Source organism: Mesorhizobium sp. M1C.F.Ca.ET.210.01.1.1 (assembly GCF_004791585.1).
GTDB lineage: Bacteria > Pseudomonadota > Alphaproteobacteria > Rhizobiales > Rhizobiaceae > Mesorhizobium.
This window is the reverse complement of sequence record NZ_SRUU01000023.1, coordinates 86115-105497: the sequence shown is the minus strand read 5'-3', so window position 1 is coordinate 105497 and position 19383 is coordinate 86115. Positions and strand designations below refer to the sequence as shown.

The following is a 19383-nucleotide window of genomic DNA, read 5'->3' as shown; positions in this document are numbered from 1 at the left end:
ATCTTGGCCGACACGCCGTAGACACGCGCCGCATGGGCTTTGGAGAAAGCGCCTTCTATCACCGACAGCGCCATCTCCTCTCGACGCAGCGGTGTGAGACGGGCATTCTTATGGATGTTCATTCGGATCCTCCGATGGATGCTGAAGCGTGGTAACTCCAGTCTCCTCGGTCCGGTCCGAATGGACAACCTCCCGAAAGCTCACAGCTAGCCGATCATGTGCCCGGGGAGCATCCAGTTCGAAAGCTTGCTCTAAGCGGCTTGGTGACTTGGCCGAGGTCACCCAGGTGGAAATGACCAACACTTGGGGTAAGCCTAGTGGCGCTCCCCTCGATGATGTCTGGCGGGGTGGTTAGCCGCCTCCGTGGGACAAGATCAGTCTACACGAATGGGCTATAGCCTCTCCTCGCCTGCCTCACTGGCCGTCCTTCAGAGCCGGCCACACGAGCTTTTGTCTTTCAGCAGGGCGTTTTTCTCGCCAGCTACAGAGCCACACCGACGCCATTAATGAGCGTCCAGTCGACGGGTTGGATGGCCCTGTCCATCTTGCCCAGCACCTTGGCTTAGCATTTGCCGGTGCGGCGGAAGCCTTCAAGACGCAGTTCTTGACCTTCTCCAGATCAGCCTCGGATGGATATCGGCAAGGGTTCAGCTCGTCCTTTTGAACTTGCGCATCTTCGTGTTGGCCAACCCCAGGCCGCCCGACATATTTGCGGTCTATCCGGCACCTCAACTTCGAACAACCTTGCGGCAAGCTCTTGGGATAGCCCACGCTCGTGCCTCCACCACCCGCTCAGCAGAGCCAGATTTGTCGTTGATGGCACGGAACTTGCGGAGTCATTCGCAGATGCGTCACGGACCGAGAGTGTCGTCCCATGAATTCGATCACCAAAAAGGCCGCCCGACGTTGCTGGGACCGCCTGCAATTACCTTATCCCAGAATTGGGAGCAACGGCTTCAAAAGGGATAACTCATCACCTCAATTTTGTCGATCGCGCGGCCATCGAACCGCAGCCATCGATCAGACTTCCGCCTCGTTGCACTCATTGCGACCGCCTTGGTGCTTGCGACAACCGCTCAATTCTGGCTGCCAGGATAACCACATATGGCGACGGAACTTCCTGCTTCAAAGCAATATAGAGATCGTCGATCATCCCCCCATCAAGGCCTCGATCGAGGACACCGCGTTCGGCTTGCTTGGTTCGCAGTGAACAGACCGCACTTCGACGAATGCGATCGATGCGACCGCGCCGAGAACTCTCCCGCATTGTCGACGGTTGGGTCCGTCGGCCCTCCGATGAGGCCTCGGATGCGTCGGGCGCCGAGGCCTCGACTGATGCCGACTGGCCGCCGCCGGAAGGTCTCGCGGCTTTGATCCCCGGCGATGTAGCCACCCCTGCTGCAACAGCTCCTAGCCGGAGAACTCATTCATGACCGAATCGGCGACAGATTTAGTGGACGCGGCTTTGTTCGACCGAGATCGGCTTGACCCAGAAAGTCCCTATCAACGTTCTGGCCCTGCATGGGGTGCCATCATTTCGCTTTCCTTCGGCACCTTCGGGCTTGTGACGGCAGAGTTTCTGCCCGCCAGCGTTCTGACACCGCTCGCGCATGATCTCCGTATCACCACGGGCACGGCTGGACAGGCGCTAACAGCGACCGCAATCGTCGCGGCGATCTCGGCACCGATAATCGCCATCGTGACAAAGCGTCTGGACCGCAGGGTCGTCATCTGGGCGATGACGCTCCTGCTGATCCTGTCGAACGTTCTGGCAGAGGTTGCGGGGTCGCTGCCGGTTTTGCTGGCGGCACGCGTCGTCCTTGGCATATCGCTTGGTGGTTTTTGGTCTATTTCGGCAGCGTTGGCGATGCGGCTGGTTCCAAGTCACCTCATGCCGCGCGCCATGTCGATCATCCTCACCGGCGTTTCTGTCGCCTCCGTCTGCGCGGCTCCAATCGGCGCTTATGTCGGTGACATTTGGGGATGGCGAGCCTCGTTCAAGGTCGCCGCAATCGTGAGTGCCGTTGCGCTGCTCGTGCAACTCGTAACCATTCCGCCACTGCCTCCGATCGAAGTGCGCAGATTCCGCAGTCCGCTGGATGTCGCGAAGAATCCGGCGATGAAGGTTGCGGTGCTAGTCGTGCTATTGGTCGCTTCCGGCCATTTTGCCAGCTTCGCCTACATCCGCGCCTTTCTCGAGAGCGTTCCTGCGCTCGAAAAGAAGTCAATCCCGCTCGTGTTCCTTGCTTTTGGCACGGCCGGCGTCTTCGGCAATTTAGCCGGCGCATTCCTCACCAAACACAGTCTCAAGGCGGTCGCGGCCCTGCCGCCCCTGCTCATTGCCGTAGCCGCTGTCTCGCTCCTGACTATGGGAGCATCGGCCTTGACCTCGGCAATTGCAGTTGCCGTATGGGGCTTTGCTTTTGGCGCGGTCCCGGTCGGATTGCAGACATGGATGGTGCTACGCGCCGCTCCGAAACAGGCCGAGAGCGCTGGTGTACTGATGGTCATAACCTTCCAAGTGGCCATCGCAGCCGGCACAACTTTCGGTGGCCTATTGGTGGATCACACGGGTATTGCCAGTGTCTTTGTCTACAGCGCGGTTGCCACGTTCCTCGCTGTCTTGACAGTATTTTTGCTCGGCCCGAACCGCAAAACCTGACCGCCTGGTGGGGAGTGACGGTCGGCGGCGTTCACGCTATTGCCACCTCTGAGCTCGGCCCAAAGGCCGCGGCTTCGTCGTAACCATGCGGTCGATGGGGCAGCGCCAAATTGCTTCCTGCTCATCGCGTTGCGATAATACAGCGCGCTTATTGCGTCATCGTGTCCCCGGTCTCGGCTTCAATGCCCGGCTACTGGCTGCGGAGGCAGATGGGCGCCGGCGTCCCACCGACGACGATCGGTCTTTTCTCATGTAGCTGTCGGGGAAACGAGGCAGGTTTTCCGCCAGAACCCGCCAGTCGTCGCGCTCGCGTTCGCCTTCCTTGCGCGCACCGAACAACTGGATGATGATCTTGCCGTCGGACCCATATGCTTCGAGCGAGGTGACGTGACTGTCATTGGTCGGCTTGCGCACGGCCCAAACCTCACGGATTTGGTGGGTCCTGAGATGCAGCCGGAACGTTTCGTCCAGCACATGGATGCACGGCCCGATCTGCTTGACCGACTTGATTAAGCCGGAATGGGTCTGGATAGAACCTCGGTTGCCGACGAAGCACATGATCGGCAATTCGTCTTCGGCCGCACGCTGGAGCACGGCGCCAACTGCGGCATTGTCGAGCAGCCAAGCGTAATCCTGGCCGACCATGCGCAAAGCCTGGCAGCGGCTGAGCTTGAGCGTCTTTAGAAGGTTGACGTCAGTCAGCCGGCTCCAGTGCTCGCGTAGGTCGTCCACCGTGCCGGCCCAGTCCGCAGTCCTCGCGCCCAGGTCGGCTACTCTCGCCTTAAGCGACATGGTCGGCTCCTGGTTGGCGGATACGAGCTCGGCCACCAGCTTTCGATAGGCATGAAGGTTGGAGACCGGCCTGAGATGCACCTTATGCACTGCTGCGCCGGTGGCGTCGAAGAATTGCAAACTGCGCTGGATTCCGCCGCGATGGCGCCTTTCAACAGCGAAACCATACCTCCAAGCTTGCGGGAAGACGCGAAGGTCGAATTCGTCACCAAGGACCATGGCGTGATTGTTGCCGGTTATCACTCTGTTGAAGACGCCAATCTTTTCGTGCACGGCACCTTGATTGCGGGTCAGCGCCGTCACTTCGCCCACGAATTCGAGGCCCGTCAGAACGTGATTGACGCGCGGGTCGATGCGTGCCGCGCCGAAACCGCAATGGGCCGCGACCAGTTCCGCTTCCGAAATGGCCAATTGGGCTGCGAAATCACGCGCGGGAATGTTCGGACAGACTTCCCACGCACGCCGGATTTCGTTGGGCGACCGCTTCTTGCGCTGATCCATGTTTTTACCCCTGCCCCGTTCTTCTTTTGACGATCGATCGAAAAACGGGCCTCAGGGGTGTGCACGGCGGACGCGATCGATCGTCAGGCACATGCCAGTCGAATCCTGTCTCCGGGCGGTCAGCGGCCAATCGCCGGTAGAGAGCGATTGTTGGGTGGTCGGCGCCAATCGGCCGATCGAGCATTCGGGTACCACCGGCGGTGCTGCTTTCCCACTCAAGGCGGGTCTGATGGATCATATTGCTCTCCTTCGTTCTTCGATTGCGAGGGCAACCCAAAGGTGAATCGGCCGGCAATTTTGCCGCCGCAACGAAGGCTTCACAAAAATCGTGCCAGTTGCTCCGCGGCAAGCTCTGAACATCTTTGGCTCTGTTCATTGCTTTACGCGTGAGTGCATCGCGAACTCAGGCGCCCTTCCTGTGACGCGGACGCGACAAATCCGACAGTAAGTGTCGGTTGTCGGACGTCTCCCCAGCAATCGAGCATAAGAGACGTCGGGATGTCCTACGGTTTTTGACACGTCTTCCCTTTGGCACGGTCCATGCGAGATGATCCGCGAAAACGTCGGACCGAGGAGAAATCGAGCCATGATTACGCTCACCGACAACGCTGTTGCCGCCATCAAGGCCGCTCTTTACCGCGCCAGCGAGCCGGCGGAAGGATTTCGCATCATGGTCCATGCCGGCGGCTGCGCCGGCTTCCAATACTCAATGGGCCTGGAGAGCGTCTCACGTGAGGGCGATGCGATCATCGAGCGAGATGGGCTCAAGGTGTTCATGGATAGAGGCTCCCAACCCCATGCAGCCGGCATGACCGTGGACTTCGTCACTGGGCTCGAAACATCCGGCTTTGTTTTCGATAACCCCAATGCGCGTGAGACGTGCGGCTGCGGCAAGTCCTGCAAATGATTGCGAGGGAACAGGCTATGTTCGACTATAGCGACGCCAAGGAATACTGCGTCGAACCGGCACCGCCGGCGCTCTGGAACCGGCCGACACGCACTGTCGGCCCGGAACAATTGCGTTCGGTGATGCGCCAAATCGCGATCATCGATCGTTGCCGTGGGCAAGCAAACAAAATTGCCCGAAACAGCTGAATTCCCGGCAGATGCCGCCACCAAAGGGCAATGTCGACAGCGACCGGTCAGCCAAGCCATCGCTCGCCCGGCCGCCCACCTTACCAGATACGATATGCGCCAGAGGTTCAATGGCCCGCCTACCCTTGAATCATTTCAGCAGTTGAAGGATCACTCCCATGAACCCTGTCTATCTCGACAACAACGCAACGACGCGGGTTGATCCTGCAGTCGTTGGAGCGATGTTGCCTTTCTTTACGGAGCAATTTGGCAATCATTCGTCCATGCACGCCTATGGCGCATCGGTTGCTGAAGCCGTGAGAAAGGCGAGGCAACAGTTGCAAGCCCTCATCGGCGCGGGATTCGAGGACGAGATCATCTTCACCTCGGGCGGGACTGAAAGCGACAGTACAGCCATCCTTTCGGCGCTGGAGGTGATGCCCGACCGAACGGAAATAGTGACTTCCGCGGTTGAACATCCGGCCGTTCTGAAGTTGTGCGCGCACCTTGAAAAGACGCGCGGCGTCAAGGTGCACATTATCCCAGTCGATCACCACGGCCGGCTCGACCTGGACGCCTACAGAACCGCTCTCACTCCACAAGTGGCAATCGTCTCGATAATGTGGGCGAACAATGAGACCGGTACGATCTTTCCCGTGGTTAAGCTTGCCGATCTAGCCAGGGAAGTCGGCGCGCTTTTCCACACTGATGCAGTGCAGGCGGTCGGAAGGCTTCCGATTGAGCTGAAATCGACCGCGATCGACATGCTGTCGCTCTCCGCCCACAAGCTGCATGGTCCAAAGGGGATAGGCGCGCTTTATGTAAGACGTGGCGTGCGCTTCTCCTCCATGATCAAGGGTGGGCACCAAGAGCGCGACCGGCGTGCAGGCACTGAAAACACACCCGGCATAGTCGGACTGGGCATGGCGGCCGAACTCGCCTTGAAATTCATGGACGAGACAAAACGAATAAAATGGTTGCGCGACCGCCTTGAGAACGGGATCATCCAGCGCATCCCAAACACATCCATCAACGGCGATCCGCAAGAGCGATTGCCAAACACTGCAAACATTGGATTCGAAGGTATCGAAGGCGATGCAATTCCAATTGTCCTGAGCCGGCTGGGAATCGCCTGTTCCGCCGGGTCCGCCTGTGCCTCTGGCTCACTGGAACCGAGCCATGTTCTGATCGCTATGAACGCGGCATGTGGGGCAGTCCGCTTCTCCTTGTCGCGTGACAACGGCGAAGATGACGTAGACCGCGTGCTTGAGGTCCTGCCTGCGATCACCGAGAAGCTACGGGCCGTTCCCAGTGCTGGACTGTGCGGGCGAGGTGCAGAACAGCTTCATTCCGGCCCGGGTCCGAGCGGCACAATAGCCGACGAGCCGTGAGGTCTTCCTCAACGTGACGACCCTGCGCAATGGAGAGCAGTCAAACTCGGGGTCGCCTTCACCACTTCAGAAAAGCTTGAGATCGCCAAGTCTCTTGCCCAGCCGCCGTGCCAGAGGTCGGCACGCCGTCAGCAATGTCACCAATGCATCGACACCACAATTACGCGCCGGGAGAATACAATGAACTGCTCCGCTGATAGCCGCCCGATCGATCGCACCGATATCCTAGCGCGACTGAAGGGCCTGTCGGCCGCGGAGGACTTCTTCGCCTGCCTTGGCGTCTCCTACGACCCGAAAGTGATGAATGTCTCGCGGCTCCATATCATGAAGCGCGTGGGCCAATACCTTGCCGAAGAAGATTTCTCCGGTCTGCCTAACCAGGTAATCGCCGCGCGGGTGCGCGCCAAGCTGGAACGCGCCTACGAAGATTTCGCGACTTCCTCGCCGCTCACGCAACGTGTGTTCAAGGTGCTAAGGGACCACGATCCAAACATATGTCCCGCACCTGGCCGCGCCTTCGTCCCGCTCGACTCTGCACTGAAGCGGTTCGGAAAGTAATGAGCCCGACACGGCTGCGACGCGACAATGTCGAGAAGTCGACAAATCCAGTCCTCATGACGCCTCCTCGGAAGCAAACGAAGCCACCTTCTGGAATAGAGGCAGGAAGACGACTTGGCATGAACGATGCAGGCAATGAGGCGAACCGCCAAGCACGAATCCGGACTGGGAGCTTAGAGAAACCGCCAATGCATATCGTAATCTGCATCAAGCAGGTGCCGGATTCGGCACAGATCCGCGTGCACCCGGTGACGAACACGATCATGCGTCAGGGTGTTCCGACCATCATCAATCCTTACGACCTGTTCGCCCTCGAAGAAGCGCTCAAACTGCGCGACGTTCATGGTGGCGAGGTTACTGTGCTCACAATGGGTCCGCCCATGGCGGAGGACTCGCTGCGAAAGGCGCTCGGTTACGGTGCTGACCGAGCAGTTCTCTTGACGGACCGCTATTTTGCCGGATCCGATACGCTGGCGACTTCCTTTGCTCTTTCGCAAGCAATCGCAAAAATTGGGGAGACTTTCGGCAGGCCGGACATCGTCTTCACCGGCAAGCAGACGATTGACGGCGATACCGCCCAGGTCGGACCGGGCATAGCCAAGCGCCTAGATTTATCGCAACTTACCTATGTCGCGAAGATTGCCTCCATCGATCTCGATACGCGAGAGATCGAAGTCGCGCGTCGCGCCGAAGGCGGCACCCAGTTGCTGAAGAGCAGACTCCCTTGCCTCATTACCATGCTGGAAGACACCAACGAAATCCGCCGGGGCTCGCTCCAGCAGGCTCTGTGCGCGGCGCGCAGGCAAGTCGTGAAGTGGACTGCAGCCGACGCCGGCATTGACGATCTCACCCGGTGCGGTCTGCGTGGCTCGCCTACAGTCGTCAAGCGTGTTTTCGCCCCCACCGCACGGGCAGAAAGGGCGGCGCAGATCGACACCGCGGAAAGGGGCTTGCAGGACATAGCCGATGAACTCATCGCCGATATCTTAACCCGCCGGCCGGCGCTGGAACATGAGCTGGCCTTCAACAGCGGCACGTGACGGCCAGGAGCAGAAAATGTCGACCGCAAGCCAAACCACCCCTCGCATTGCCCCCGGCCGTGCCGGTGTAAAGAAAGAACTTCCCGACCATTTCAAAGACTACCGGCACGTGTGGGTCTTCCTCGAGCTCGAACGCGGCAATGTGCATCCTGTATCATTCGAACTGCTGGGCGAAGGCCGCAAATTGGCCGACAAGCTTGAAGTCCAGCTCGCGGGCGTCGTGCTGGGACCGCCGGGCGAGATGGTCGAGGACGCTGTTGCCGAGGCCTTCGCTTACGGGGCGGATCTTGTCTACATCGTCGATGCGCCGCCGCTCGCCGACTACCGGAACGAGCCGTTCGCCAAGGCGCTCACGGATCTGGTCAATACCCATAAACCCGAAATCCTCCTTCTCGGCGCGACCACACTGGGCAGGGATCTTGCAGGCTCGGTAGCGACGACCCTGCAGACGGGGCTCACGGCCGACTGCACCGAACTTGATGTAGATTCCGACGGTTCACTCGCCGCGACCCGTCCGACTTTTGGTGGCTCATTGTTGTGTACGATCTATACACTAAATTACCGGCCGCAAATGGCGACGGTGCGACCAAGGGTCATGCCTATGCCGCAACGGGTGGATAAGCCGGTCGGGCGTGTCATGCGGCACAAGCTGTCGCTCGTTGAGGACGATATCGTCACCAAAGTCCTCGGCTTCCTACCGGATAACCAGTCGGCAATGGCAAATCTTGCCTATGCGGATGTCGTGGTTGCGGGAGGCCTCGGTCTCGGAGCGGCGGAGAACCTTCAGCTTGTGAAGAATCTTGCCCGAGCGATCGGCGCCGAGCATGGCTGTTCGCGCCCCTTGGTCCAGAAGGGCTGGATGCCGGCTGATCGACAGATTGGACAAACTGGCAAGACCATTCGACCGAAGCTTTACATCGCGGCCGGAATTTCCGGCGCCATCCAGCACCGAGTTGGGGTCGAGGGGGCCGATCTCATCGTCGCGATCAACACCGATCCGAACGCGCCGATTTTCGAGTTCGCCCACCTCGGGATCGTCACGGATGCAATCCGCTTCCTGCCCGCACTGACGGAAGCCTTCACCCGGCGGCTGTCGCCGCACAGTCGAGACAAGCTTGCGAGTTGAGGGAGAGGACATGATTGAACAATTCGATGCCATAGTGGTCGGAGCCGGCATGTCTGGAAACGCAGCTGCTTACACTTTGGCAAGCCAGGGGCTGAAGGTACTGCAGTTGGAGCGCGGGGAATATCCGGGCTCTAAGAACGTCCAGGGTGCCATAATGTACGCGAACATGCTGGAGAAGATCATCCCGGACTTCCGGGATGATGCGCCCCTCGAGCGGCACCTGGTCGAACAGCGACTTTGGGTGTTGGACGACACGTCTCACACCGGAATTCATTACCGGTCGGACGACTTCAATGAGGCGAAACCCAACCGCTACACGATCATTCGCGCCCAGTTCGACAAATGGTTTTCCCGCAAGGTGCGCGAGGCTGGCGCGACGGTCCTGTGTGAGACGACCGCGACGGAACTCGTCCGTGATGGCAATGGCAAGGTGATCGGCGTCCGCACAGACCGGGCTGGCGGAGTGGTCTTCGCGAATGTGGTCGTTCTCGCAGAAGGGGTGTCGGGATTGCTTGGCACTCGCGCAGGCCTGCGCGAGATGCCGAAGCCGGAGACCGTGGCGCTTGCCGTCAAGGAAATGCATTTCTTGCCCGAAGAGGTCATTGGCCAGCGGTTCGGGGTCAAGGGCGATGAAGGCTGCGTAATCGAGGCCGTGGGCACGATCTCTCGCAGCATGGCCGGGCTCGGCTTCCTTTACACCAACAAGGAGTCGATATCACTCGGCATCGGCTGCCTGGTCTCGGATTTCGCCGCGACGATGGAGAGCCCGTCCGCCCTCCTGGATGCGATGAAAAACCATCCTTCGATCCGGCCGCTGATCGCTGGCTCGGAGGTGAAAGAATATGCCGCCCATCTTATCCCCGAAGGTGGTTACAAGGCCATTCCGCAGCTCTTCGGCGACGGTTGGGTCATCGTCGGCGACGCAGCGCAACTGAACAATGCCATTCACCGTGAGGGTTCGAACCTTGCCATGACCTCGGGTCGTGTCGCGGCTGAGGCGATCATCAAAGTCAAAAGCCGCAACGGTCCTATGACCAAAGCGAACCTTGCGCTCTACAAGACGATGCTGGATGACTCCTTTGTGATCAAGGATCTTAAGAAATACAAGGACATGCCAGCCTTGCTCCACACCAATTCCAGCAACTTTTTTGACAGCTATCCGCGGCTGATGTCGCATGCCGCTCAGAACTTCATGCGTGTCGACGGCACGCCGAAGATCGAGAAGGAAAAGAACACCACGGCCGCCTTCATCAACGCGCGCTCGCGCTGGGGGTTGGTCAGCGACGCGGTCCGCCTGGCATTGGCATGGCGCTGAAGAGGGTACAAGATGACGATCGCAGTGACGAAGGTTCGTGTCGAGGACAAACTTTACCAGAACCGCTATCTGGTCGATTCCGGCCGCCCCCATATTATAGTGCGACCGCACGACAAGCCAAGCGCGAACTTGCTTGCGTTGACCTACGTCTGTCCGGCGAAATGCTATGAGTTGAATGACAAGGGTCAAGTCGAGATCACCGCCGACGGCTGCATGGAATGCGGCACCTGCCGGATATTGTGCGAGAAAGGCGGCGACATCGAGTGGAACTATCCGCGCGGCGGCTTTGGTGTCCTGTTCAAGTTCGGATGATCAGCCGGGACCGTGCCAAGAGCATGCCGGCAGCGAGCAACTGCGGCACACCATGAGCCTCTCCATCCACTTGCAAAGAGCTAGTGAATATTGGCCTTTCGCAATTCAAATTTCCTTGACTCGTTAGCGGTGTCCTCAGGCCACGGCGCTGCCCTGTGCGCCGGACTTACCACCGGTCACGTGGTCGAGCCCCTTTGGGACAACGCCCGGCCATCGTGCCGGATGGCAGCCACAACGGCCGGTGAGCAAGTGGAACGGCACAACCCATGGCAAAGACGTATGTGCTAGTGCATGGTGCCTGGCATGGCGGATGGTGTTGGCGGGACGTGGCTGCCAATCTTCGCAAGATGGGATGCCACGTGACCACGCCGACCAGGTGTCGGCGAACGCGCACGTTTGCTGTGCAAGGACATCACGCCCGACACATTCGTGACCGACATCGTCAACCACATTGTGACGGAAGAGCTGAGCGATGTGATCCTTGTCGGTCACAGTCTAGGCGGCATCAGCATCACCGGCGCCGCCGACCGGATACCCGACCATATCAGCCATCTCGTTTATCTCGACAGCGCCATCGTCGAGAGCGGTCAAAGTGTATTCAGCACCATGCCCCCCGACATCGTCGCGGCCCGTCGAAAATTGGTTGCGGAGGAAGGACGGGGTATCTTCATGCCGACTCCGCCGCCAACAGCATTCGGCATTCCCGAGGGACACTCGCTCACGGACTGGGTGCGGCGCCGGATAACACCGCATCCGGCAGGCACCTACGAAAGCGGACTTAAGCTCGAGCACCCGCTCGGCAACGGCAGACCCCGAACCTATGTCGTCTGCACTAATCCACTCCACCCGCCGATGGCGGGAGCGCGAGAATGGGTCGCGAAGCAGGATGGCTGGGCGTGGCAGGAACTCGCCACTGGCCACGACGCAATGATCCTCGCGCCGACGGAAGTTGCTCTCCTTCTTAGCGCAGTCGGCTGAGGAACCAAGTAGGGTGAGCGGCGGCCGATTCTCAGGCCGTGGCCTTGAGCTCTGGTGCACGGATAGGCCCAACGGGTCGTTCCGGTGGCGCCACCGAAACCACTAGGCGGGAGTGGCCTGTCCTGCCGACGTCGCAAGCTTGCGAGCGTTCCGCCGCGGCCGCAGCCCGTAGCGCCGGGCAACCTCCGAGATCACCGCGTCGGCTCCAGGGTCTCGGAATGACTCCGTGCCTTGTCGTCCATCGACCAATGCCGCCGACCAACAGCGCCGTTGATCACCCTCGAAAACGCCGAGGCTGCCGCTCAGGGTCAATCGTAAGTTCAAGTTCAGACACAAGCCGATCTCCGATCCACCTCAGAATCGGCAGGCCCACAGATCGCGGGTCCTCCTGGAAGGACACAGCGCTTACCCTTGAAATATGGAGAACCATGGCTTTGCGCCGTCGGCAGTTGAGCTGATCTCGCAATGCTATTTCCCCGGCAACGTCCGAGCCGGAGAACTGCGTGCTTGGCGTTCTCCTCTGGAAGGAACCAATCTTTCGGAACGTGGCAATGTCATCGACGAGCTCTCACGGGCCAGCACGATGCCGGTTCGGCGCATCGGCGCCCCCTGAACACGAGATAGCCACTTGCGATTCTAACGATACGGCCGGACGGGGGCTGAGACCGCGGCGGACGGAGCGTGACGGCTGATCGACACAATGGAGAAGGCCGGCTGGGTTCAGGCTAATGCGGCTCGAATTCTCGGCCTCAAGCTGCGACAAGTCGGCTAGGCGATACGCCGGCATAGTATCGAGGTGAAGGAAATTCTAAGAGCCTGATGAGCCAATCGTCAGGCCAGTGGTCTTGCGCGCCCTGTGCGCGACAAGGAGTGCTTCGTGCTTCTGAACGGATTTGGACTTGCACTGTCGCAAGCAGGACAAAATTGTGTCGCGCCGGCCTGACACAATGCGATATCGACCCGAATAGTGAACTGAAGCCGCTTTTTTCAGTTGGTATGGCTCTTGCACCTTGAACCGCGACGTTACCAGCAACGGAGCCGTTTGATGTCCTCACCGACAGTTTCGATTGAGGGGCCGACTAGCACGACATCCGAGGGTTTTCTGGCAGCCGCGAAATCCGGTGGCTGCGCATCGTCCTCCTACGGCTCGTCGCCGACCAGCCCGGGCGAAGGGGATCCGGCTATTTGGGAAAGGATCAAGGATCACCCCTGCTTTTCGGAGGAAGCGCATCATTATTTCGCGCGTATGCATGTGGCGGTCGCGCCGGCTTGCAATGTCCAGTGCAACTATTGCAATCGCAAATACGATTGCGCCAACGAGAGCCGGCCTGGTGTTGTGTCTGAGAAGTTGACGCCCGACCAAGCGCTACGCAAGGTCATCGCCGTTGCCAACAAAGTTCCGCAGCTTTCGGTTCTTGGCATCGCTGGGCCGGGGGATGCCTGTTACGATTGGGAGAAAACGAAGGCAACGCTCGACCGCGTCATCAGGGAAATCCCCGACATAAAGCTGTGCGTCTCCACTAATGGGCTCGTGCTGCCGGACCATGTCGCCGAGCTTGCCGAAATGAATGTTGATCACGTGACGGTCACCATCAACATGGTCGACCCGGAAGTCGGCGCGAAGATCTATCCATGGATCTTTTATGAAAATCGCCGCTACTTCGGCATCGAAGCCGCTCGAATCTTGCACGCGCGGCAGATGCTGGGCCTGGAGATGCTGAGCGCGCGCGGCATCCTCACCAAAATCAACTCGGTGATGATTCCTGGAGTGAACGACCAGCACCTGTTTGAGGTGAACAAAATGGTCAGGGAGCGGGGCGCGTTTCTGCACAACGTGATGCCTCTGATTTCGGACCCGGCGCACGGTACCCACTACGGACTCATCGGGCAGCGCGGCCCAACGGCAATGGAGATGATGGCTCTTCAGGATCGACTTGAAGGTGGCGCCAAGTTGATGCGCCACTGCCGGCAGTGCCGGGCAGATGCTGTCGGCCTGCTCGGTGAAGATCGTGGCCAGGAATTCACGCTGGACGGGATTCCCGACGATGTCGCCTACGATGCTGGCAAGCGTCAGGCCTATCGGCAGGTGGTCGCACACGAGCGCCGTGATCATGAGGCGGCGAGGAGCGAGGCCATCGGTATGGTCAAGGCAACAGACTCCGAAAAGTCGCTTCTGGTTGCGGTGGCCACTAAGGGAGGTGGACGGGTCAACGAACACTTCGGCCACGCGAAGGAATTCCAGGTTTATGAAGTCTCGCCTAGAGGGATCAGCTTGGTCGGGCATCGGAAGGTCGAGCGGTATTGCCTCGGAGGCGGGGGCGAAGACGCCATCCTCGAGGGCGTCATCGCAGCGCTCGAAGGCATACACATAGTGCTATGCGCCAAGATCGGAAATCGCCCGAAGGAACAACTCTCGCGAGCTGGACTGCGCGTAACCGACGCCTATGGCCATGACTACATCGAGACCGCAGTCAGCGCACTTTACGCGGCAGAGTTTGGGATCAGACCACTAGCGGCGACGGCCTGAGCCGTCTCGTCCGATAACCAGGAGTTAGAATGGCTTTAAAGATCATCGCATCCCAATGTACCCAATGCGGGGCCTGCGAGTTCGAATGTCCTTCGGAAGCGATCAAGTTCAAGGGCGACGCCTATGTGATCGATCCAAACAAGTGCACCGAATGCAAGGAGGCCTTCGATACGCAGCAATGCGTGTCGGTCTGTCCGGTACCGAAAACCTGCGTTCCCGCTTGATTCCTACCGAAACGGTCGGGTTCGCCGCACGACGACGCCTGCAACCCGCGACCACAACAAAAGCCTCGAGAAAGGAATGGACAGCATGTGGTCCAGACGCGAACAGGAGGTCGAAATCGGCAGACCGCCACGGTTCATGCAGGGTGAGCGGGTCCGTGCGATACGCCACATAAAAAACGACGGCACCTATCCCGGCAAGGAGATCGGCGAAAACCTCGTGCGGAAGGGCGACGAAGGCTACGTGCGCGACATTGGAACCTTTCTCCAGCAATTCTTCATCTATGCGGTCGAATGGATCGATCGTGGCACGGTCGTCGGCATGCGAGCGCGCGAACTCATTAGCCTCGACAAAGTCGAGGTTCCCTGCGGAGCTGAAGGCATTTCCAACGGGGGAACAGCCGGATGAAAGTAATGATTCGCAGGACCGCTACTGGCTTGTCGGCTTATGTCCCCAAGAAGGATCTCGAAGAGCCGATCACCGAGATTGAGAACGCTGACTTATGGGGCGGGACCGTGACGCTCAGGAACGGTTGGCGGCTCATGCTGCCCGACCTTCCGCGCGACACGCGTTTGCCGATCACCGTCGAGGCGATGAAGATTTCCGACGGGGCCTGATGCCGGTGGGTTCAGTGGCGGAGAGGAAACGCGTATGAACACGATGCTGAGCTGGGACCATCTCGTCGTCGTCCGGGGCAGTTTTGCCAAAAAACTGATTGACCTGCTGAACGGCGCTCTCAAGGCCGATCGAGTGATCCCCTATCTCGGTCCTGGTCTTCTGCAGCTTAACCCACCGGAATCACCTGTACCTTGCACCCCTGAAGATGTCGCCGCGGCCCTCAACAAGCGGGCGCCTGCCCCTTCCAGGATTCGCACCAATATGTGGTCGGTCGCGCAGTTTATCGAGCAGCGCCGACATCGTCGGACTCTCCAAGCGTGGATGGCGGAGATATTCGCAGCCCCCGCCGAGCCGACCGTTCTTCACGCCTGGCTCGCAACCCTTCAACTGTCTGTCATCATCGACAGCTGGTACGATGGCGCCATGCGAGCAGCCCTTGCAGAGGCCGGCCAAACAGACGTTGTCGAGATACAAGGAACGACGCGCGCGACCGGAATCGGTAACATCTGGACGAGAACTTACGATTTGTCAGGAACAGAACTCGAGGCCGAACAAGTGGCTAGGACGGTGCTCTATGCGCCGCACGGCAGCGTCAGGCCGGCGGCAAACTTCCTCGTGGCTGATTCCGATTACGTCGAAGTCCTAACCGAAATTGATATCCAGACGCCGATCCCGGACGCGGTGAAGCAACGGCGCGTCAACCGGGGTTTTTTCTTCGTGGGCTGCCGCTTCAACGATCAGATGCTGCGCACATATGCCAGACAGCTGATGAAGCGCTCCACTGGCCCACATTTTGCGGTGATCGATTCGGCTACGCTGACCAGAAACGAACGTCGTTTCCTTGCCGAAGGCGCAATCACGGTCATCGACATGCCGATCCGCAACGCCGCGGCTCGCCTCGTCGGGGTCGATGCTAGCCAGGATTAATGGCCGGCGATTGCTGGTGAGTCGCTGCTTGCCTCCAAGGGCGAAAACTCAGTTGGGAATACATTCGTGAGTAGTAATGCTAGTGGCAGCACAACGTAGGCTCTGAATTCGTTGGGCGATGTGAAAGGGTCCGCTGCTGCGGGACGTGAGCACGTTGCGGCGGCATTACGCACATGATCTTGTGACCCCCGTGGCAAAAGAACTGAAGCGCCCGAGTCGCGACAACATATGCAGCGCTCAATGGCTTCGACAAAAATTCGGCACAGTTTCGACAGTTCGCATGCACCTCCAGGGTCAACGAGGTTGATTATGCCTGTTTATGTGGGTCGGCCACGCGAGCAGGAATTCCCACTACCTTTGCCCCGGCGGGAACATCTCGTGTGACCACGCAGCCAGCGCCTACCACTGCATTATCACCAATCGTGACGCCAGGCAGAATGATTGCTCCACCGCCGATCCAGACACGGCTGCCAATGTGAACAGGACGCCCGACCTGCAGGCCGGCCTGCCGCTGCTCGGCATCATGTGGATGATCGGCGGTATAAATCTGCACAGCAGGCCCAATTGCCGTTCCTTGCCCGATTTTGACCTCTACCACGTCAAGAATAACGCAGTTGAAGTTGATGTAGGCATTGGCTCCAATGCGGATATTGAATCCGTAGTCGCAAAAAAAGGGCGGACGGATGACCGTTCCGCGCCCAACCTCTCCCAGCCGCTCGGACAAAAGCTCATGCCAATGCCCCGTGGTCTGCCCCAGCGTATCATTGTACCGCTTGAGCCAAGCCCCGGTGGCCAACAGGTCAGCTTGGATCTCCGGATCCGCCGCATTGTAAAACTCGCCTGCGAGCATCTTTTCTTTTTGGCTACGCATCATAGTCTCCCGTCAGGTCGTGTCCCGTACAGTGATGCAGGAACGCACATCAAACTGCCTCGGCAACTTTGTAACTCGGTCTTGCCGGGCGCGCGGTCGGTCACGAGCCGGGGCGACAGTTTCGTCTCGACCAACTTCCGCGAATTTGGATATCGCAGATCAACCGGTCGCAGGGGCCAATACCTGACGAGGTCGGCAACTGTCCAGCGGTCGAACTCACTTTCATGCCCATCTCAGATTGCGTGATATCGAGCGGTAAGCCATCAGCTAATGTATCGACCAGGTCCCGCCAGCGGAGATCTGCGCGTCGCCTCTACGCATGCTGGCGTGTCACCAATAATACATCGATTATTTCTGGATCCAGGCACGTCGAATTGATTTGCCTTGCGGTGTAGAGCGAAGTTACTAGCCATAGGATTACTCCTTTTTAGTTTGTCAGTCGCAGAGCCCCAGTATGACTACGTGGTAGAAAGCACACGGCCGGAATCTTGGCAGCGCTGTTCACACCCACTTCGTAAGCCTGGCCGATGGGCTCGCCAGAGCACCAATGCTTGACCTGCTCCAGCTCTTGCTCGGCGGGTTGTTTCAGAGACGCTTGATCTCGATACCGCGTTTTCTCAGCACGTAGCCGATCTGGCGCGGGGTCAAACCGAGCAGGCGCGCCGCCTTTGCCTGCACCCAGCCACACTTTTCCATGGCAGCAATGACCGTATCGGCATCGGGCACCCTACCACGACTCGTGGCAGGGCCTATCGGCGCTTGCCCGTCGCCGACGGGCGGGGCGGCACAGGCGGCGGAAGGCTGGATCGTAGTCGACTTCTCTGACGTCGGCGGTCCGTTCTTCCACAGCGCCGCGGCCAAGCACTGATCCGCGTAACAGGCAAAGTCAGTTCTGAGGATTGATGGACCCGTCGCCAGAACTGCCGTCCGTTGAACGCAGTTTTCGAGCTCTCGGATGTTGCCTGGAAATTCGCAGTTCATTAGCACCTCAATCGCTTCGGGAGCGAAGGTCAGCGTGTGATCATTCTCAGTATTGAAATTCTTGAGAAACTGAGCGGCCAAGAGCGGAATATCACCTCGCCTTTCGCGCAATGCCGGCACGCGTAAAGTGACGACGTTGATGCGATAATAGAGGTCTTGCCGGAACTCCTTGCGTTGAACTGCCGTTTCCAAGTCCCTGTTCGTTGCGGCAATCACGCGAACATCAACTTTAATGGTGTGGTTGCTGCCGACGCGCTCAAACTCCTGCTCCTGCAGGACACGCAGCAGCTTAGCCTGGAACGAACCTGATATTTCGCCAATCTCGTCCAGAAACAATGTGCCTTTGTCGGCAGCCTCAAAGCGCCCCTTGCGCAAACTGCTCGCGTCGGTGAAGGCACCCTTCTCATGACCGAACAAGTCAGATTCCAGAAGCGTCTCGGTGAGCGCCGCGCAATTGACCTTGATGAAGGGCTGCTTGGCGCGAGGCGAGAGCTCGTGAATGGCTTTGGCAACCAGCTCCTTACCGGTTCCGGATTCACCTCGCAACAGGACCGTAGTCTTCGCCTTGGCCACCTTGACAAGGTGCTCACGCAGCTTGCGCAGCGCCTGACTATCGCCAAGCATCTCCTTGCTGATCTTTTTACGTTCCATTTGGCAGCCCATCCCACTCCGCCACCCGCCGGTAGAACTGCACTGGACGGTGAGCTGTGTTGTATTTCGTCATCATCATTCTCGATCTCACCTTTGTTGCTTCGAAATTTTCGGCGCGCGGACGCCCTCGGCAAATGGCAATGGCGCCTGAGCATCGTTGCCTTTCACCAGGACGAGCGTCTTCCTCCGCGCGGGCGCTCGCAATATGCGGTTTGCGCAGGCCTTTACTCGACCGGTCGCTGTTCTGTCCGGCTTCTGCCGCACCGCAGCCTGCAAACTCATCCTTGACAAGAAAGGAGGGGAGTCAACCGAGCTCTCCTTGCATTTATGCAAGGAAAATTGTCAGTTTGATAGAATTCTATCAAAACGGCAGAAACGCCCCGCCCCAGTTTGGCTGTACCTGCGGCGTTCAGCGTACGTGACGACATGTGCGGACTTGTCCCAATTGCCATCCGAGTTGTGCGGAACAGTAGCTGCTGCGCTGTTCGCTTCAACCGCGTGAGGCCGGAGACAGTAGAGACGGCGGCTCGTCGAGCGAGGTTTCATTGTTCGGCTACTAAACCGGCTGTCCTTTGGTGGGAGTTGGTTTCGCCCAAGTTCTGGGCCTGGGGGCGTCTAGCCCGTTTCGCCGCACAGGCTCCTTCCACATCGTCGAGGCCGAGAAGGAGGGACCCCACAGCTCTCCCTGTATCACAATGCCCCGCCCCTCAAGCAGCTAGATACGACAGGTGACCTCAAATGAGGCGTCTTGCATGGCTTCTACACCTGCCTGAATGCCAGAACTGCGTTCGTACCGCCCATGGCGAAGGCGTTGCTCATGGCGACGCGCACCTTGCG

The 19383-nt window shown here is 59.0% G+C and carries 19 protein-coding genes and 1 pseudogene; 16 read left to right on the top strand and 4 right to left on the bottom strand.

The window, feature by feature from the left end; all coding sequences use genetic code 11:
* Positions 1–122: leucine zipper domain-containing protein (locus tag EN853_RS23405; protein ID WP_245474027.1), on the bottom strand; the 122-nt coding region annotated here is incomplete at its 3' end.
* 1307 nt (positions 123–1429) lie between these two features.
* Here EN853_RS23405 and EN853_RS23400 point away from each other — a divergent pair.
* Complete coding sequence (locus tag EN853_RS23400; protein WP_126063819.1) at positions 1430–2662, top strand: MFS transporter; 1233 nt, start codon at positions 1430–1432, stop codon at positions 2660–2662.
* Positions 2663–2818: 156 nt separating this feature from the next.
* Here the strand turns inward: EN853_RS23400 and EN853_RS23395 are convergent, their stop codons facing one another.
* Positions 2819–3955, bottom strand: coding sequence for a ChuX/HutX family heme-like substrate-binding protein (locus EN853_RS23395; RefSeq protein WP_126063818.1), 1137 nt, complete (start codon positions 3953–3955; stop codon positions 2819–2821).
* 586 nt (positions 3956–4541) lie between these two features.
* Here EN853_RS23395 and EN853_RS23390 point away from each other — a divergent pair.
* From EN853_RS23390 to EN853_RS23325, 15 genes are all read left to right on the top strand, one after another.
* A complete protein-coding gene (locus EN853_RS23390) occupies positions 4542–4862 on the top strand; it encodes an iron-sulfur cluster assembly accessory protein (RefSeq protein WP_029356570.1) in 321 nt (106 codons plus the stop codon).
* Positions 4863–4879: 17 nt separating this feature from the next.
* Entirely contained in the window at positions 4880–5050 is a 171-nt protein-coding gene (locus tag EN853_RS34110) for a hypothetical protein (RefSeq protein ID WP_165349961.1), read from the top strand.
* 158 nt (positions 5051–5208) lie between these two features.
* The gene (gene nifS / locus EN853_RS23385) at positions 5209–6420 is read left to right on the top strand and encodes a cysteine desulfurase NifS (protein WP_126063817.1); all 1212 of its coding nucleotides are present in this window, start codon (positions 5209–5211) and stop codon (positions 6418–6420) included.
* A gap of 180 nt (positions 6421–6600) precedes the next feature.
* On the top strand, positions 6601–6978 hold the full coding sequence (nifW, locus tag EN853_RS23380) for a nitrogenase stabilizing/protective protein NifW (RefSeq protein WP_024505239.1): 378 nt from the start codon (positions 6601–6603) through the stop codon (positions 6976–6978).
* A 188-nt stretch (positions 6979–7166) separates the two neighbouring features.
* Positions 7167–8018: an electron transfer flavoprotein subunit beta/FixA family protein gene (locus tag EN853_RS23375; protein ID WP_126063816.1), complete on the top strand. Its 852-nt coding sequence runs from the start codon at positions 7167–7169 to the stop codon at positions 8016–8018.
* Positions 8019–8034: 16 nt separating this feature from the next.
* A complete protein-coding gene (locus EN853_RS23370) occupies positions 8035–9144 on the top strand; it encodes an electron transfer flavoprotein subunit alpha/FixB family protein (protein ID WP_126063815.1) in 1110 nt (369 codons plus the stop codon).
* Between the two features lie 10 nt (positions 9145–9154).
* Entirely contained in the window at positions 9155–10459 is a 1305-nt protein-coding gene (locus EN853_RS23365) for an FAD-binding protein (protein ID WP_126080604.1), read from the top strand.
* Positions 10460–10471: 12 nt separating this feature from the next.
* Entirely contained in the window at positions 10472–10771 is a 300-nt protein-coding gene (locus EN853_RS23360; protein WP_024505235.1) for a ferredoxin family protein, read from the top strand.
* A 396-nt stretch (positions 10772–11167) separates the two neighbouring features.
* Positions 11168–11749 carry an alpha/beta fold hydrolase gene (locus tag EN853_RS23355; protein WP_287152319.1) on the top strand — a complete coding sequence of 194 codons (582 nt, stop codon included), beginning with the start codon at positions 11168–11170 and terminating at the stop codon, positions 11747–11749.
* Between the two features lie 700 nt (positions 11750–12449).
* Positions 12450–12521: a helix-turn-helix domain-containing protein gene (locus EN853_RS34380; protein WP_245467364.1), complete on the top strand. Its 72-nt coding sequence runs from the start codon at positions 12450–12452 to the stop codon at positions 12519–12521.
* A 273-nt stretch (positions 12522–12794) separates the two neighbouring features.
* Positions 12795–14276: a nitrogenase cofactor biosynthesis protein NifB gene (nifB, locus tag EN853_RS23345; RefSeq protein WP_024505233.1), complete on the top strand. Its 1482-nt coding sequence runs from the start codon at positions 12795–12797 to the stop codon at positions 14274–14276.
* Positions 14277–14305: 29 nt separating this feature from the next.
* Positions 14306–14500, top strand: a complete 195-nt coding sequence (locus EN853_RS23340) for a 4Fe-4S binding protein (RefSeq protein WP_024505232.1) — start codon at positions 14306–14308, stop codon at positions 14498–14500.
* A gap of 85 nt (positions 14501–14585) precedes the next feature.
* Positions 14586–14906 (top strand): nitrogen fixation protein NifZ, encoded by a 321-nt coding sequence (locus tag EN853_RS23335; protein WP_024505231.1) that lies wholly within the window; start codon positions 14586–14588, stop codon positions 14904–14906.
* Positions 14903–15115, top strand: a complete 213-nt coding sequence (nifT, locus tag EN853_RS23330) for a putative nitrogen fixation protein NifT (RefSeq protein WP_024505230.1) — start codon at positions 14903–14905, stop codon at positions 15113–15115. The genes EN853_RS23335 and nifT overlap by 4 nt, the downstream gene beginning before the upstream one ends.
* Positions 15116–15149: 34 nt before the next feature.
* The gene (locus tag EN853_RS23325; RefSeq protein WP_024505229.1) at positions 15150–16043 is read left to right on the top strand and encodes an SIR2 family protein; all 894 of its coding nucleotides are present in this window, start codon (positions 15150–15152) and stop codon (positions 16041–16043) included.
* A gap of 307 nt (positions 16044–16350) precedes the next feature.
* On the opposite strand, the gene EN853_RS23320 is transcribed toward EN853_RS23325, so the two are convergent.
* Together EN853_RS23320 and nifA are read right to left on the bottom strand one after the other, a co-directional pair.
* Positions 16351–16917, bottom strand: a complete 567-nt coding sequence (locus EN853_RS23320; protein WP_024505228.1) for a sugar O-acetyltransferase — start codon at positions 16915–16917, stop codon at positions 16351–16353.
* Positions 16918–17499: 582 nt separating this feature from the next.
* Positions 17500–18543 (bottom strand): annotated as a pseudogene (nifA, locus tag EN853_RS23315) (nif-specific transcriptional activator NifA); the annotation flags it as partial.
* Positions 18544–19383: the final 840 nt, after the last annotated feature.

Coding starts and splice junctions, on each gene's coding strand:
- EN853_RS23360 (WP_024505235.1), top strand. CDS start 10,472: ATGACGATCGCAGTGACGAAGGTTCGTGTCGAGGACAAACTTTACCAG.
- nifT (WP_024505230.1), top strand. CDS start 14,903: ATGAAAGTAATGATTCGCAGGACCGCTACTGGCTTGTCGGCTTATGTC.
- EN853_RS34110 (WP_165349961.1), top strand. CDS start 4,880: ATGTTCGACTATAGCGACGCCAAGGAATACTGCGTCGAACCGGCACCG.
- EN853_RS23340 (WP_024505232.1), top strand. CDS start 14,306: ATGGCTTTAAAGATCATCGCATCCCAATGTACCCAATGCGGGGCCTGC.
- EN853_RS23320 (WP_024505228.1), bottom strand. CDS start 16,917: ATGATGCGTAGCCAAAAAGAAAAGATGCTCGCAGGCGAGTTTTACAAT.
- EN853_RS23375 (WP_126063816.1), top strand. CDS start 7,167: ATGCATATCGTAATCTGCATCAAGCAGGTGCCGGATTCGGCACAGATC.
- EN853_RS23395 (WP_126063818.1), bottom strand. CDS start 3,955: ATGGATCAGCGCAAGAAGCGGTCGCCCAACGAAATCCGGCGTGCGTGG.
- nifW (WP_024505239.1), top strand. CDS start 6,601: ATGAACTGCTCCGCTGATAGCCGCCCGATCGATCGCACCGATATCCTA.
- EN853_RS23325 (WP_024505229.1), top strand. CDS start 15,150: ATGAACACGATGCTGAGCTGGGACCATCTCGTCGTCGTCCGGGGCAGT.
- EN853_RS23365 (WP_126080604.1), top strand. CDS start 9,155: ATGATTGAACAATTCGATGCCATAGTGGTCGGAGCCGGCATGTCTGGA.
- EN853_RS23335 (WP_024505231.1), top strand. CDS start 14,586: ATGTGGTCCAGACGCGAACAGGAGGTCGAAATCGGCAGACCGCCACGG.
- EN853_RS23400 (WP_126063819.1), top strand. CDS start 1,430: ATGACCGAATCGGCGACAGATTTAGTGGACGCGGCTTTGTTCGACCGA.
- nifB (WP_024505233.1), top strand. CDS start 12,795: ATGTCCTCACCGACAGTTTCGATTGAGGGGCCGACTAGCACGACATCC.
- EN853_RS23370 (WP_126063815.1), top strand. CDS start 8,035: ATGTCGACCGCAAGCCAAACCACCCCTCGCATTGCCCCCGGCCGTGCC.
- EN853_RS23390 (WP_029356570.1), top strand. CDS start 4,542: ATGATTACGCTCACCGACAACGCTGTTGCCGCCATCAAGGCCGCTCTT.
- nifS (WP_126063817.1), top strand. CDS start 5,209: ATGAACCCTGTCTATCTCGACAACAACGCAACGACGCGGGTTGATCCT.